Here is a 13,644-nt window from a genome sequence, read left to right as displayed (position 1 = left end):
CCATGGATTTTACCGCCGGACTGATGCCGCTTGAGACGGCACTCACGCAGATGCTTGACCGAGTTTCCCCGCTGAATGACGTTGAGACGCTGCCCCTCGTGCGCTGTTTTGGCCGTATTGCCGCGCGCGATATCGTCTCTCCGCTTAACGTGCCGGGGTTTGATAATTCCGCGATGGACGGTTACGCGGTACGCCTGGCGGATCTCCAGACGGGTAACGCCCTGCCGGTGGCGTGTAAAGCCTTTGCGGGCCAGCCGTTTAACGGTGAATGGCCTGCGGGCACCTGCGTGCGCATCATGACCGGCGCGCCGGTTCCGGCTGGCTGCGACGCCGTGGTAATGCAGGAAGAGACCGAACAGACCGACGACGGCGTGCGTTTTACCGCGAACGTTAAAGCGGGCCAGAACATCCGCCGCACGGGCGAAGATATCACCCTTGGCGCGACGGTCTTTGCCGCCGGGCAGAAGCTGACGGCAGGTGAGCTGCCGGTGCTGGCGTCGCTCGGCGTGGCTGAAATCGACGTTATCCGTAAAGTGCGCGTGGCCGTTTTCTCCACCGGCGACGAGCTGCAGCTTCCGGGCCAGCCGCTGCAGGACGGTCAGATTTACGACACCAACCGCCTGGCGGTACACCTGATGCTGGAGCAGCTGGGCTGCGAGGTGATTAACCTCGGCATTATTCCTGACGATCCGGAAAAACTGCGCGCCGCGTTTATCGAGGCGGATAACGCAGCCGACGTGGTCATCAGCTCCGGCGGCGTCTCCGTGGGCGAAGCGGATTACACCAAAACCATCCTCGAAGAGCTGGGGGAAATCGCCTTCTGGAAGCTGGCCATCAAGCCGGGCAAACCGTTCGCGTTTGGCAAGCTCACGCGCGGCTGGTTCTGCGGCCTGCCGGGTAATCCGGTCTCGGCGGCACTCACCTTCTACCAGCTGGTGATCCCGCTGCTGGCGAAGCTTTCCGGCAACAGCGCCAGCCCGCTGCCGGAACGCCAGCGCGTGCGCGCCGCCACGCGCCTGAAAAAATCGCCGGGCCGCCTCGATTTCCAGCGCGGCATTCTGGCGCGCAACGCGGACGGCGAGCTGGAAGTGAGCACCACCGGGCACCAGGGCTCACACATTTTCAGCTCCTTCAGCCAGGGCAACTGCTTTATCGTCCTGGAGCGCGAGCGCGGCAATGTGGAAGCAGGCGAGTGGGTTGAGATCGAGCGTTTTAACCACCTGTTCGGAGGCTGACATGACGGTGGAGCTGAGCGACCCGGAGATGATGCGCTACAACCGCCAGATTGTGCTGCGCGGGTTTGATTTCGAAGGTCAGGAAGCGCTTAAGGCAGCAAGCGTGCTGGTTGTTGGTCTGGGCGGCCTGGGCTGCGCCGCCGCGCAGTATCTTGCCGCGGCGGGCGTGGGCAGAATGACGCTGCTGGATTTTGATACCGTGTCGGTGTCTAACCTGCAGCGCCAGACGCTGCACAGCGATGCGACGGTTGGCCAGCCGAAAGTGGATTCTGCCCGCACGGCGCTGGCGCGCATCAACCCCAACGTTCAGTTCACCCTGATTGACGCGATGCTGGATGACGAGGCGCTGTCCGCGCAGATTGCACAGCACGACCTGGTGCTGGACTGCACCGATAACGTCACGGTCCGTAACCAGCTGAACGCGGGCTGCTTTGCCCACAAAATCCCGCTGGTCTCCGGCGCGGCGATCCGCATGGAGGGGCAAATCAGCGTTTTCACGTACGCGGAAGGTGAACCCTGCTACCGCTGCCTGAGCCGCCTGTTCGGCGAGAACGCGCTGACCTGCGTTGAAGCGGGCGTGATGGCGCCGCTGGTCGGCGTGATTGGCTCCCTGCAGGCGATGGAAGCGATCAAAGTGCTGGCGCGCTACGGCACGCCTGCGGCGGGGAAAATCGTAATGTATGACGCGATGACCTGCCAGTTCCGCGAGATGAAGCTGATGCGTAACCCGGGGTGTGAGGTTTGCGGAGGTTAAAGCAAACGGCAACCTTCAGGTTGCCGTTTTAGTGTTTGCTCCCTCTCCCTGTGGGAGAGGGTTGGGGTGAGGGCATCAGGCCGCACCCGTTAGATCGACGTCCGTCCAAACGCCCCCTGCCAGTCCTGCTCAAACTTCACAATCGCCGCATCCACAGCCGGAGAGGTAATAAACTGCTGCGCCACGTCCAGCGGCAGCGTGATGGACTCGCAGCCTGCCAGCAGGCAGTCCAGCGCCTGACGCGGGGTTTTGAAGCTCGCGGCCAGCACCTTTGACTGCGGGGCGTGCAGCGTCAGCAGCTGTTGCAGTTCAACCACGGTCTGGATCCCGTCCCCGCCCTGCGCGTCCAGGCGGTTAACGTAAGGCGCTACATACTCCGCGCCCGCCAGCGCGGAGAGCATCCCCTGCGCAGCACCGTAAACCGCCGTACCCAGCGTCGGGATCCCTTCCGCTTTCAGCATCTTGATCGCCGCCAGCCCTTCGGCGGTCACCGGCACTTTTACCACCAGGTCGTTGATGATGGCGCGCAGCTTACGCGCGTCCTCCACCATCCCTTCGGCGGTGGTCGCCATCACCTGCGCGAACAGACGGCCTTTGCCGCCCAGCGCGTCGTGCAGCGCTGGCAGCAAAACGTCCAGCGGCGTTTTACCTGCCGCCACAATGCTTGGGTTGGTGGTCACGCCCGCCAGCGGGAAGATGCGCGCCAGCTTTTTGACTGCCGCAACGTCAGATGTGTCGAGATAAAGTTCCATGATGTCACCCTCAAATTTAGCCTGCACTTACCCTATCACGACAAAACTTGCTCAGTAGTTGACCTGCATCAAGATAACTTTCATTCGAAAGTAATTTAATCTTCATATGCAATGCGAGAGGCGAAATCATGATCTTCAATATTCAGCGTTACTCTACCCACGATGGCCCCGGTATTAGAACCGTGGTGTTCCTGAAAGGCTGCTCGCTGGGCTGTCGCTGGTGCCAGAACCCGGAAAGCCGCTCCCGCAGCCGGGACGTGCTGTTTGATGCGCGCCTGTGCCTGGACGGCTGTGACCTGTGCCAGCAGGCGGCACCGGGCTGCATCGAACGCGCGCTGAATGGCCTGGTTATCCACCGCGAGAAGCTTGATGAAGCGACGCTCAACGCCCTTAGTGACTGCTGCCCGACGCAGGCGCTGACCGTCTGCGGTGAAGAGCAGCAGGTCGAGGAGATCATGGCGACCGTACTGCGCGATAAACCCTTTTACGACCGCAGCGGCGGCGGGATCACCCTCTCCGGCGGCGAGCCGTTTATGAACCCTGAGCTGGCGCACGCCCTGTTTAAAGCCAGCCACGAACAGGGGATCCACACAGCCGTGGAAACCTGCCTTCACGTGCCGTGGCACTATATCGAGCCGTCATTACCGTACGTCGATCTGTTCCTCGCCGACCTGAAGCACGTCGACGGTGAGGTGTTCAAACAGTGGACGGACGGTTCGGCTAAGCGAATCCTGGACAACCTGAAACGCCTTGCCGCCGCCGGGAAAAAAATCACCATCCGCGTGCCGCTGATCCAGGGCTTTAACGCTGACGAAGCGTCCATCACCGCCATTACCAACTTCGCCGCCGACGAGCTCGGCGTCGACGATATTCATTTTCTGCCGTATCACACGCTGGGCATGAACAAATACACCCTGCTCGGCCAACCCTACTCTGCCCCTGACAAACCGCTGGATAACCCTGCCCTGCTGGATTTCGCGCAGCAGTACGCCTGCCAGAAAGGGTTAACCGCGACCTTACGAGGATAAACCTATGACGACCCTGAATCTCAACACCCTCAGCGAGCGCATTAAGGCGCACAAAACGGCGCTGGTGCATATTGTTAAGCCGCCGGTCTGTACCGAGCGCGCCCAGCATTACACCGAAATGTACAAGCAGCACATGGACAAGCCGATCCCGGTGCGTCGCGCGCTGGCGCTGGCGCATCACCTGGCCGAGCGTACCATCTGGATCAAACACGACGAGCTGATTATCGGTAACCAGGCAAGCGAAGTGCGCGCCGCGCCGATTTTCCCGGAATACACCGTCTCATGGATTGAGAAAGAGATCGACGATCTGGCGGACCGCCCGGGCGCGGGCTTTGCGGTGAGCGAAGAGAACAAGCGCGTGCTGCACGACATCTGCCCGTGGTGGCGCGGCCAGACGGTGCAGGACCGCTGCTACGGCATGTTCACCGACGAGCAAAAAGGCCTGCTGGAAACCGGCATTATCAAAGCCGAAGGCAACATGACCTCCGGCGACGCGCACCTGGCCGTTAACTTCCCGCTGGTGCTGGAGAAAGGCCTCGACGGCCTGCGCGCTAAGGTGGCCGAGCGCCGCACGCGCATCAACCTGACGGTGCTGGAAGACCTGCACGGCGATCAGTTCCTGAAGGCGATCGATATCGTGCTGGAAGCCGTAAGCCTGCATATCAAACGCTTTGCCAATCTGGCGCGTGAAATGGCGTCCACTGAAACCCGCGAAAGCCGCCGCGACGAGCTGCTGGCGATGGCGGAAAACTGCGACGTGATTGCCCACGAGCCGCCAAAAACCTTCTGGCAGGCGCTGCAGCTGTGCTACTTCATTCAGCTGATCCTGCAGATTGAGTCCAACGGCCATTCCGTCTCCTTCGCGCGTATGGACCAGTATCTCTATCCGTACTACCGCCGCGACGTCGAGTTGAACCAGAGCCTCGACCGCGAACACGCTATCGAGCTGCTGCACAGCTGCTGGCTGAAGCTGCTGGAAGTGAACAAAATCCGCTCCGGCTCGCACTCCAAGGCTTCTGCCGGTAGCCCGCTGTACCAGAACGTCACCATCGGCGGCCAGAAGCTGGTCAACGGTGAGCCGATGGACGCGGTGAACCCGCTCTCCTACGCGATTCTGGAATCCTGCGGCCGCCTGCGCTCAACCCAGCCGAACCTGAGCGTGCGCTACCACGCGGGCATGAGCAACGACTTCCTCGACGCCTGCGTGCAGGTGATCCGCTGCGGCTTCGGGATGCCCGCGTTCAACAACGATGAAATCGTCATTCCGGAATTCATCAAGCTCGGCGTTGAACGAGACGACGCCTACGACTACGCGGCCATCGGCTGTATCGAAACCGCGGTGGGCGGCAAGTGGGGCTACCGCTGCACCGGCATGAGCTTTATCAACTTCGCCCGCGTGATGCTGGCCGCGCTGGAAGGCGGGCGCGACGCCACCAGCGGCAAGGTGTTCCTGCCACAGGAGAAAGCGCTCTCCGCCGGTAACTTCGACAACTTCGACGAAGTGATGGCGGCGTGGGACAGCCAGATCCGCTACTACACCAGCAAATCTATCGAGATTGAGTACGTGGTGGATACCATGCTGGAAGAGAACGTCCACGACATTCTCTGCTCGGCGCTGGTGGACGACTGCATCGAACGTGCGAAAAGCATCAAGCAGGGCGGCGCGAAGTACGACTGGGTCTCCGGCCTGCAGGTGGGCATCGCTAACCTCGGCAACAGCCTGGCGGCGGTGAAGAAGCTGGTGTTCGAACAGGGCACTATTGGTCAGCAGCAGCTGGCGGCGGCGCTGGCGGATGACTTCGACGGGCTGACCCACGAGCAGCTGCGTCAGCGCCTGATCAACGGCGCGCCGAAGTACGGCAACGACGACGACAGCGTGGACATGCTGCTGACGCGCGCCTACCAGACCTACATTGAAGAGCTGAAGCAGTACCATAACCCTCGCCACGGCCGCGGCCCGATTGGCGGTAACTACTACGCGGGCACCTCTTCCATCTCCGCAAACGTGCCGTTCGGCGCGGCAACGATGGCCACCCCGGACGGTCGTAAGGCGCACACCCCGCTGGCGGAAGGAGCAAGCCCGGCTTCCGGTACGGACCACCTCGGCCCGACGGCGGTAATTGGCTCGGTGGGTAAACTGCCGACGGAAGCGATTCTCGGCGGCGTGCTGCTGAACCAGAAGCTGAACCCATCGACGCTGGAAAACGACAGCGATCGCCAGAAGCTGATGGTGCTGCTGCGCACCTTCTTCGAGGTGCATAAAGGCTGGCATATCCAGTACAACATCGTCTCGCGCGAAACGCTGCTGGAAGCGAAGAAACATCCTGACCAGTATCGTGACCTGGTGGTGCGCGTCGCGGGCTACTCGGCGTTCTTCACCGCCCTGTCGCCGGATGCGCAGGACGATATTATCGCCCGTACTGAGCATACGCTGTAACGGCATATCCCCTCACCCCGCCCCTCTCCCACGGGGAGAGGGAGAAAACACTAACAACGGCAACCACGGTTGCCGTTTTGCTTTTACTTTCGAATGAAATTAAATTTGTGCTCCCCGTCACCTTGTTATTAGAATGTTTCAAAACGCAGTGACCCAGGAGCACAGTATGACCGTTAAAGTTATCGTCACCGATATGGACGGAACTTTCCTTGATGATGCCAAGCAGTACGATCGTGACCGCTTCCAGGCACAGTTTGAACAGCTTAAAGCCCGCGACATTGAATTCGTTGTCGCCAGCGGCAACCAGTATTACCAGCTCATCTCCTTCTTTCCGGAGCTGAAAGACAGGATCTCCTTCGTGTCGGAAAACGGCGCGCTGGTGTTCGATCGCGGCGAACAGATTTTCCACGGCGAGCTGACGCGTCATGAATCGCAGATCGTGATTGGCGAACTGCTGAAAGACAAAGGGCTGAACTTCGTGGCCTGCGGGCTGGAGAGCGCCTGGGTCAGCGACCAGGCTCCTGAAGAATTCGTGGCGCTGATGTCAAAGCACTATCACCGCTTAAAGCGCATCAGCGATTACCGCGAAATTGACGACGTGCTGTTTAAGTTCTCTCTGAACCTGCCGGACAGCGATATCCCTAATCTGGTGGATAAACTGCACGTCTCCCTGGACGGCATCATGAAGCCGGTCACCAGCGGCTTTGGTTTTGTTGATTTGATTATCCCCGGCCTGCACAAGGCCAACGGCATTAGCCGTCTGCTGAAACGCTGGAAACTCTCCCCGCAGGAGTGCGTAGCTATTGGCGACAGCGGCAACGATGCCGAGATGCTGAAGCTGGTGAAATATTCCTTTGCGATGGGCAACGCGGCAGAGAGCATCAAAGAAATCAGCCGCTACGGCACCGACGACAACAACCATCAGGGCGCGCTGAACGTCATCCAGGCCGTGCTCGACAACCATTCCCCGTTCGACGTCTGATCCTTTCCTCGCCGGAGCGTCGCTCCGGCCTCTCACTCTTTTTCCGACCTGTGGCTTGCGTCAAGTTTTTAAACTTGCATTAACTTATTTTTAACTTAAAGTATCACTTGTAGACACTTTTACTTTCGAATGAAAGATACGAGGCAGTTATGACCTTTACCAGTGAAACCTTGCCAGCGGATCACAAAGCGGCAATCCGTCAGTTAAAACGTGAGCTGCGCGCGCAGATCGGCGACGTGCAGGCAGTGTTTAATAAGCTCAGTGACAAAATTGCCACCCGCGTGGCGGAAATCAACGCGCTTAAGAACAAAGGCGAATCCGTCTGGCCGGTGATCCCGTTTGCGGATGTGAAAAACGGCACCATTACCGACGCACAGCGCGAGGCCGTTAAACGCCGCGGCTGCGCGGTGATTAAAGGTCACTTCCCGCGCGAGCAGGCGCTGGCGTGGGATCAGTCGATGCTCGACTACCTCGATCTGAACAAGTTTGATGAGGTCTACAAAGGCCCGGGCGATAACTTCTTCGGCACCCTGACGGCCTCTCGTCCGGAGATTTACCCGATTTACTGGTCTCAGGCGCAGATGCAGGCGCGCCAGAGCGAAGAGATGGCGCAGGTGCAGTCGTTCCTGAACCGTTTATGGACATTCGAGAGCAACGGCAAACAGTGGTTCGACCCGGACGTGAGCGTGATTTACCCGGACCGTATCCGCCGCCGCCCGCCGGGAACGACCTCGAAAGGACTGGGCGCGCATACCGACTCCGGCGCGCTGGAGCGCTGGCTGCTTCCGGCTTATCAACAGGTGTTCGCCCGCGTGTTTGACGGCAACGTCGAGAAATACGATCCGTGGAACGCCGCGCACCGTACCGAAGTGGAAGAGTACACCGTCGATAACACCACCAAATGCTCGGTGTTCCGCACCTTCCAGGGCTGGACGGCGCTGTCGGATATGATCCCAGGTCAGGGGCTGCTGCACGTGGTGCCAATCCCGGAAGCGATGGCCTACATTCTGCTGCGGCCGCTGCTGGACGACGTGCCGGAAGACGAGCTGTGCGGCGTGGCGCCGGGGCGCGTCCTGCCGGTTTCAGAGAAATGGCACCCGCTGCTGATCGAGGCGCTGACCAGCATTCCGGCACTCGATGCGGGCGATTCCGTGTGGTGGCACTGCGATGTGATCCATTCCGTCGCGCCGGTGGAAAATCAGCAGGGCTGGGGCAACGTGATGTACATTCCTGCCGCGCCGATGTGCGAGAAAAACCTCGCCTACGCGAAAAAGGTCAAGGAAGCGCTGGAAACCGGCGCGTCGCCGGGAGACTTCCCGCGCGAGGATTATGAAAAAAGCTGGCAGGACCGCTTTACCGTGAACGATCTCAACATCCACGGCAAGCGCGCGCTGGGCATGGTTTAACTGTCGTACAGCCCTTCCCGCTCTACGGCGGTGCGTCGTTTCCCCTGACGTATCCGCCGTACCGATTCCCGCACGGCCAGCGTGCCGTTAAGCAGCAAGGTTCCCACCGGCGCGTCCGGGCGCATCAGCCGCTGCTGGAGCATATATACCGCTTCGGTTCCCAGCTCATCGCGCGGAACGTGCACCGCCGTTAATGGAACATCCTGAATCGCCGCCAGGTTAAAGCCGTCAATGCTCATCACCGACACGTCCTGCGGCACGCGCAGGCCGTGGTTTTGTAATGCGCTAATGGTGCCCGCCGCCATAAAATCGCCGCCGACCAGGAACGCGGTAGGTAAATCCTTCCCCTGCACTTCACTGAGCCAGCCGCTGACCATCTGTTCCGTTTCGCGCGCGCTGAAGCTGGGCACTACCAGCAGATCGCGTTTATCGTTGAATTTCAGGTTGTGAGACTGCCACGCGTCGCGGATCCCCGCCAGGCGCAGCTCCATGGTGTAGCGGCGCAGGCACAGCACGTTCATCACCTCACGGTGTCCCATCTCGAACAGATATTCCGCCGCCCGCTCGCCGATAGCGCGATGATCCGGCGCGACGGCAGGCAGACGCATGTGCCGGTCGCGGCAGTTAATCAGCATGCAGGGTTTACCCACGTCCACCGCCAGATCGTGGATATGGGGATCGTCGATGCCAAGAAGGATTGCCGCCTGAGTGTCCGCTTCGTTCATGCGTGCCAGAAACAGCTGGGCGTCGCTGTCGTTCTCCTCCAGCGCGCAGTAGCGAAGACGCACATCGTGGGACGCCAGGCCTTTACTCACGCTCTGGATCACGCGGTAGTAAAAGATGTCGGACCGCTCGTCAAACGCCCGCTGCGGGGCAAAAACCACCAGGCTGTTAAGCAGCAGACGCCCTGCCGCCATGCCGTCCATCACCCCCAGCTCCCGCGCGCACGCCAGCACCTTTGCGCGCGCTTTTTCACTGGTATTCGCTTTTCCCGCCAGCACCCGCGACACGGTGCTGATCGAGAGCTGCGTCCGGGCCGCGATTTCGGTGATTTTTAGCCTTTTGTCCATTTTGTGATCTGGCTCCATTTGCGAAATGAAAAAATTTTCATAGCGTGTTGGTCAGGCAATAGCTGACATAAAGGGCATCATGCCAGAGGGTTTACGTCAGTTATGAGAAATTTTGCACAAAATCCACTTTTGCCCACTCATTTTCTTCCTTAAGGTGAACTTGTCACACAACTTCCATACTAGTTGTATACCAACTTAAGCATTTTAAACGGATAGAAATCAAAGGCATAAAAATCCGTGTGACACCTGAACCTCCGTCCCCTTACCGTCCGTCTTGTGGAGAGTAAAATGAGTCAGGACATCAATAACACCGTAGCGACAAGCAAAACCCGTCGCGTCATCAAGAACCTGCGCTGGTACGTGCTGGTGCTGTTCTTACTTGGCGTCACTGTCAACTACATCACCCGTAACTCACTCGGGATCCTCGCCCCGGAACTGAAAGAGAGCCTCGGGATCACCACCGAGCAATACTCCTGGATCGTCGGTGCGTTCCAGATCGCCTATACCATTTTCCAGCCCCTGTGCGGCTGGCTGATTGACGTCATCGGCCTGAAGATTGGCTTTATGGTCTGCGCCGGGATCTGGGCGCTGATGTGTATTTTTCACGCGGGCGCCGGAAGCTGGCTGCACCTCGCTATTCTGCGCTTCTTTATGGGTGCCTCTGAGGCGGCCGCTACCCCGGCGAACGCCAAAACCATCGGCGAATGGTTCCCGAAATCAGAGCGACCCGTTGCCGCCGGCTGGGCGGGCGTGGGCTTCTCCATCGGCGCGATGCTGGCCCCGCCTATCATCTACTTTGCTCACGCCTCGTTCGGCTGGCAGGGCGCGTTTATGTTTACCGGCGTGCTGGCGCTGCTGTGGGTGATCCTCTGGTGGGCGTTCTACCACAACCCGGAGCAGCACCCGAACCTGAGCAAGGACGAACTGGCGTTTATCAAGCAGGATAACGAACCGCCTGCGGTGAAACTGCCTTTCCTGACCGCGCTGAAAACCGTCTCGAAAAACAAACGCTTCTACGGTATCGCCATCCCGGCCTTTATGGCAGAACCGGCCTGGGCGGTGCTGAGCTTCTGGGTGCCGCTGTACCTCGCCAAAGAGCACGGCATGGACCTGAAGCAGATTGCGATGTTTGCCTGGCTGCCGTTCCTCGCCGCCGACCTCGGCAGCGTGGCGAGCGGCTACCTGACGCGTCTGTACACCCGTCTGTTCGGCTGCTCACGCGTTAACTCGGTCGTTGCCAGCTCCGTGACGGGCGCGTTCCTGATGATCTCTCTGGGCATCGTGGCTATTACACGCGACCCGTATATCACCATCGTGCTGATCTCCATCGGCGGTTTCGGGCACCAGATTATCTCCTGCATGCTGAGCGCCCTGGTCGTTGAGTCGTTCGACAAAGGCCAGATGGCGACCGTCAACGGCATGCGCGGCTCGGCGGCGTGGATCGCCAGCTTCCTGTTCTCGCTGTTAATCGGTGTGACCGCCGACAAAATCGGCTTTAACCCGCTCTTTATTGCCATGGGCTTCTTTGACCTGATTGGCGCTGTCTTCCTGGTAGCATTTATTGCTGAACGTCGCGCCAAGCGCGCCTGATAGTGGATGTATTGCATATGAAAACCCTGAAAAACTGGACCCTTGATACGCAGTCGGCAAACCATCTGGAACTGCTGGTCGATAACCAGCACCGCCTGTGCCTGTATGTGCTGGAAGAGAACCTGTTCCGCGTGCTGATCAAACGCAAAGGCGAGCTGGCGCTGGACCGCACCTGGAGCATCGCGCCGGAAAAAGACGTGCCGTGGGAAGGCCGCCGTCGTGAGGATATAAGCGGTTTCTCCTGCCCGGCCTGGACCCTGACGCAGCAGGAAGAGACGCTCACCGTGGCAACCGAACAGCTGCGCGTGACGGTCCACCAGCCGCTGTGGCTGGAGTGGCACTACCGCAATGAGGCGGGCGAGTGGCAGCCGCTGGTCAACGACCGTCCAACCAGCGCCTACCTGCTGAACGCCCACGGCGACGGCGTGGCGCACTACCTCAGCCGCCGCAAGGACGAGCGTTTCTACGGCCTGGGCGAAAAAGCGGGCGATCTGCAGCGCAACGGCAAGCGCTATGAGATGCGCAACCTCGACGCAATGGGGTACAACGCGGCCAGCACCGACCCGCTCTACAAGCATATTCCGTTCACTATCGCCCGCCGCGACGACGTCAGCTACGGCCTGTTCTACGACAACCTGAGCAGCTGCTGGCTGGATCTGGGTAACGAAATCGACAACTACCACACCGCCTATCGTCGCTGGCAGGCGGAAGCGGGCGACATCGATTACTACATCTTTACCGGCACGCGCGTGCTGGACGTCACCAAAGCCTTCGTGCGCCTGACCGGGAAAACGCTGTTCGGACCGAAATGGAGCCTGGGCTACAGCGGCTCTACCATGCACTACACCGACGCGCCGGACGCGCAAAACCAGCTGATGAACTTCATCCGCCTGTGCGAAGAGCACGCCATTCCGTGCGACTCGTTCCAGCTCTCCTCCGGCTATACCTCAATCAACGGCAAGCGCTACGTATTTAACTGGAACTATGACAAGGTGCCGCAGCCGAAGGTGATGAGCCAGGCCTTCCACGACGCGGGGCTCAAGCTTGCGGCCAACATCAAGCCGTGCCTGCTGCAGGACCATCCGCGCTATAACGAAGTGGCGGAGAGCGGCCTGTTCATTCGCGATTCAGAAACCGATGCTCCGGAACGTTCCAGCTTCTGGGATGACGAAGGTTCGCACCTCGACTTTACCAACCCGCAGACGGTGCAGTGGTGGCAGAACGGCGTGACCACGCAGCTGTTGGAGATGGGCATCGACTCCACCTGGAACGACAACAACGAATATGAAGTGTGGGACGGGGAAGCGCGCTGCTTTGGCTTCGGCAAGGAAATCGCCATCAAGCACATTCGCCCGGTGATGCCGCTGCTGATGATGCGCGCCTCGCTGGAAGCGCAGCAGCGTTTCGCGCCGGAAAAACGTCCGTACCTGATCTCCCGCTCCGGCTGCGCCGGGATGCAGCGCTACGTTCAGACCTGGAGCGGCGACAACCGCACCAGCTGGGACACCCTGCGCTATAACATCCGCATGGGTCTGGGCATGAGCCTGTCCGGTCTGTTCAACGTCGGTCACGACGTCGGCGGTTTCTCCGGCGACAAACCGGACGCCGAGCTGTTCGTGCGCTGGGTGCAGAACGGCGTGATGCACCCGCGCTTTACCGTTCACTCGTGGAACGATGACCACACCGTGAACGAGCCGTGGATGTACCCGGGCGTCACACCAGCCATTCGCGGCGCGGTTGAGCTGCGCTACCGCCTGCTGCCGTACCTCTATACCCTGCTCTGGCAGGCGCACGCCGACGACGAGCCGATGCTGCGCCCGACCTTCCTCGACCACGAGCATGATGCGCAGACGTTTGAGGAGTGCGATGACTTCCTGCTGGGCCGCGACCTGCTGGTGGCCAGCGTCGTCGAAGCCGGGCAGCGCGAGCGCCGCGTCTGGCTGCCGGATAACGCCACCGGCTGGTATGATTTTTACACCCACGCGTGGTATGCGGGCGGCCAGTCAATCGTCCTCGACGCGCCGCTGGAAAAACTGCCGCTGCTGGTGCGCGCCGGTGCCGGTCTTCCGCTGAGCGAACGCATCACGCATGTGAGTGCCGAAAAAGATACGACCCGTGAGCTGAAGCTGTTCCCGGTGAAGGGCGTCGGGACAACCTCAGGCATGCTGTTTGAAGACGACGGCGAAAGCTGGGGCTACCAGAACGGCAACGCGCTGTGGGTGGAGTGGGAAATGGTGTGCGACGGCGCAACCATCAACCTGAAGGTCAACGCGCGCGGGGATTATCGTCCGGCGTGGAAATCGCTTAAGGTGTCGCTGCCTGCAGGGGAAAAACGTACGCTGCTGGTGAACGGGGTCGAAGGGGGCGAGTGGGTGGTCTAGTGCGGCCTG

The 13,644-nt window shown here is 60.1% G+C and carries 10 protein-coding genes; 8 read left to right on the top strand and 2 right to left on the bottom strand.

Annotated elements, in window-relative coordinates:
- Positions 1 to 2 precede the first annotated feature (2 nt).
- Together moeA and moeB are read left to right on the top strand one after the other, a co-directional pair.
- Positions 3 to 1,235 (top strand): molybdopterin molybdotransferase MoeA, encoded by a 1,233-nt coding sequence (moeA, locus tag USF70_RS02655; protein WP_320735244.1) that lies wholly within the window; start codon positions 3 to 5, stop codon positions 1,233 to 1,235.
- Between the two features lies 1 nt (position 1,236).
- Positions 1,237 to 1,989: a molybdopterin-synthase adenylyltransferase MoeB gene (gene moeB / locus USF70_RS02650; protein WP_064672147.1), complete on the top strand. Its 753-nt coding sequence runs from the start codon at positions 1,237 to 1,239 to the stop codon at positions 1,987 to 1,989.
- Between the two features lie 89 nt (positions 1,990 to 2,078).
- On the opposite strand, the gene fsa is transcribed toward moeB, so the two are convergent.
- Complete coding sequence (gene fsa / locus USF70_RS02645; protein ID WP_047061455.1) at positions 2,079 to 2,741, bottom strand: fructose-6-phosphate aldolase; 663 nt, start codon at positions 2,739 to 2,741, stop codon at positions 2,079 to 2,081.
- 128 nt (positions 2,742 to 2,869) lie between these two features.
- Here fsa and USF70_RS02640 point away from each other — a divergent pair, with 128 nt between their 5' ends.
- From USF70_RS02640 to USF70_RS02625, 4 genes are all read left to right on the top strand, one after another.
- A complete protein-coding gene (locus USF70_RS02640; RefSeq protein ID WP_232938405.1) occupies positions 2,870 to 3,769 on the top strand; it encodes a glycyl-radical enzyme activating protein in 900 nt (299 codons plus the stop codon).
- A gap of 4 nt (positions 3,770 to 3,773) precedes the next feature.
- Positions 3,774 to 6,206 (top strand): formate C-acetyltransferase/glycerol dehydratase family glycyl radical enzyme, encoded by a 2,433-nt coding sequence (locus USF70_RS02635; protein ID WP_320735243.1) that lies wholly within the window; start codon positions 3,774 to 3,776, stop codon positions 6,204 to 6,206.
- Between the two features lie 166 nt (positions 6,207 to 6,372).
- On the top strand, positions 6,373 to 7,188 hold the full coding sequence (locus tag USF70_RS02630; RefSeq protein ID WP_320735242.1) for a Cof-type HAD-IIB family hydrolase: 816 nt from the start codon (positions 6,373 to 6,375) through the stop codon (positions 7,186 to 7,188).
- A 149-nt stretch (positions 7,189 to 7,337) separates the two neighbouring features.
- The gene (locus USF70_RS02625) at positions 7,338 to 8,594 is read left to right on the top strand and encodes a DUF1479 domain-containing protein (protein WP_047061451.1); all 1,257 of its coding nucleotides are present in this window, start codon (positions 7,338 to 7,340) and stop codon (positions 8,592 to 8,594) included.
- On the opposite strand, the gene USF70_RS02620 is transcribed toward USF70_RS02625, so the two are convergent.
- On the bottom strand, positions 8,591 to 9,664 hold the full coding sequence (locus USF70_RS02620; RefSeq protein WP_039261442.1) for a LacI family DNA-binding transcriptional regulator: 1,074 nt from the start codon (positions 9,662 to 9,664) through the stop codon (positions 8,591 to 8,593). The two genes, USF70_RS02625 and USF70_RS02620, sit on opposite strands and share 4 nt — an antisense overlap.
- A 288-nt stretch (positions 9,665 to 9,952) precedes the next feature.
- On the opposite strand from USF70_RS02620, the gene USF70_RS02615 reads away from it, so the two are divergent.
- Complete coding sequence (locus tag USF70_RS02615; protein ID WP_014883122.1) at positions 9,953 to 11,254, top strand: MFS transporter; 1,302 nt, start codon at positions 9,953 to 9,955, stop codon at positions 11,252 to 11,254.
- A gap of 17 nt (positions 11,255 to 11,271) precedes the next feature.
- Positions 11,272 to 13,635: a glycoside hydrolase family 31 protein gene (locus USF70_RS02610; protein WP_320735241.1), complete on the top strand. Its 2,364-nt coding sequence runs from the start codon at positions 11,272 to 11,274 to the stop codon at positions 13,633 to 13,635.
- Positions 13,636 to 13,644 lie beyond the last annotated feature (9 nt).

The organism is Enterobacter sp. 237C8 (genome assembly GCF_034106865.1).
In the GTDB taxonomy this organism is placed as follows: domain Bacteria; phylum Pseudomonadota; class Gammaproteobacteria; order Enterobacterales; family Enterobacteriaceae; genus Enterobacter; species Enterobacter asburiae_B.
The sequence above is the reverse complement of the archived record's forward strand: the minus strand, read 5'-3'. Positions and strand labels throughout refer to the sequence as shown.

Bases quoted from the DNA above. Each gene is read 5' to 3' on its own strand.
- moeA (WP_320735244.1), top strand. From the start codon at position 3: ATGGATTTTACCGCCGGACTGATGCCGCTTGAGACGGCACTCACGCAG.
- moeB (WP_064672147.1), top strand. From the start codon at position 1,237: ATGACGGTGGAGCTGAGCGACCCGGAGATGATGCGCTACAACCGCCAG.
- fsa (WP_047061455.1), bottom strand. From the start codon at position 2,741: ATGGAACTTTATCTCGACACATCTGACGTTGCGGCAGTCAAAAAGCTG.
- USF70_RS02640 (WP_232938405.1), top strand. From the start codon at position 2,870: ATGATCTTCAATATTCAGCGTTACTCTACCCACGATGGCCCCGGTATT.
- USF70_RS02635 (WP_320735243.1), top strand. From the start codon at position 3,774: ATGACGACCCTGAATCTCAACACCCTCAGCGAGCGCATTAAGGCGCAC.
- USF70_RS02630 (WP_320735242.1), top strand. From the start codon at position 6,373: ATGACCGTTAAAGTTATCGTCACCGATATGGACGGAACTTTCCTTGAT.
- USF70_RS02625 (WP_047061451.1), top strand. From the start codon at position 7,338: ATGACCTTTACCAGTGAAACCTTGCCAGCGGATCACAAAGCGGCAATC.
- USF70_RS02620 (WP_039261442.1), bottom strand. From the start codon at position 9,664: ATGGACAAAAGGCTAAAAATCACCGAAATCGCGGCCCGGACGCAGCTC.
- USF70_RS02615 (WP_014883122.1), top strand. From the start codon at position 9,953: ATGAGTCAGGACATCAATAACACCGTAGCGACAAGCAAAACCCGTCGC.
- USF70_RS02610 (WP_320735241.1), top strand. From the start codon at position 11,272: ATGAAAACCCTGAAAAACTGGACCCTTGATACGCAGTCGGCAAACCAT.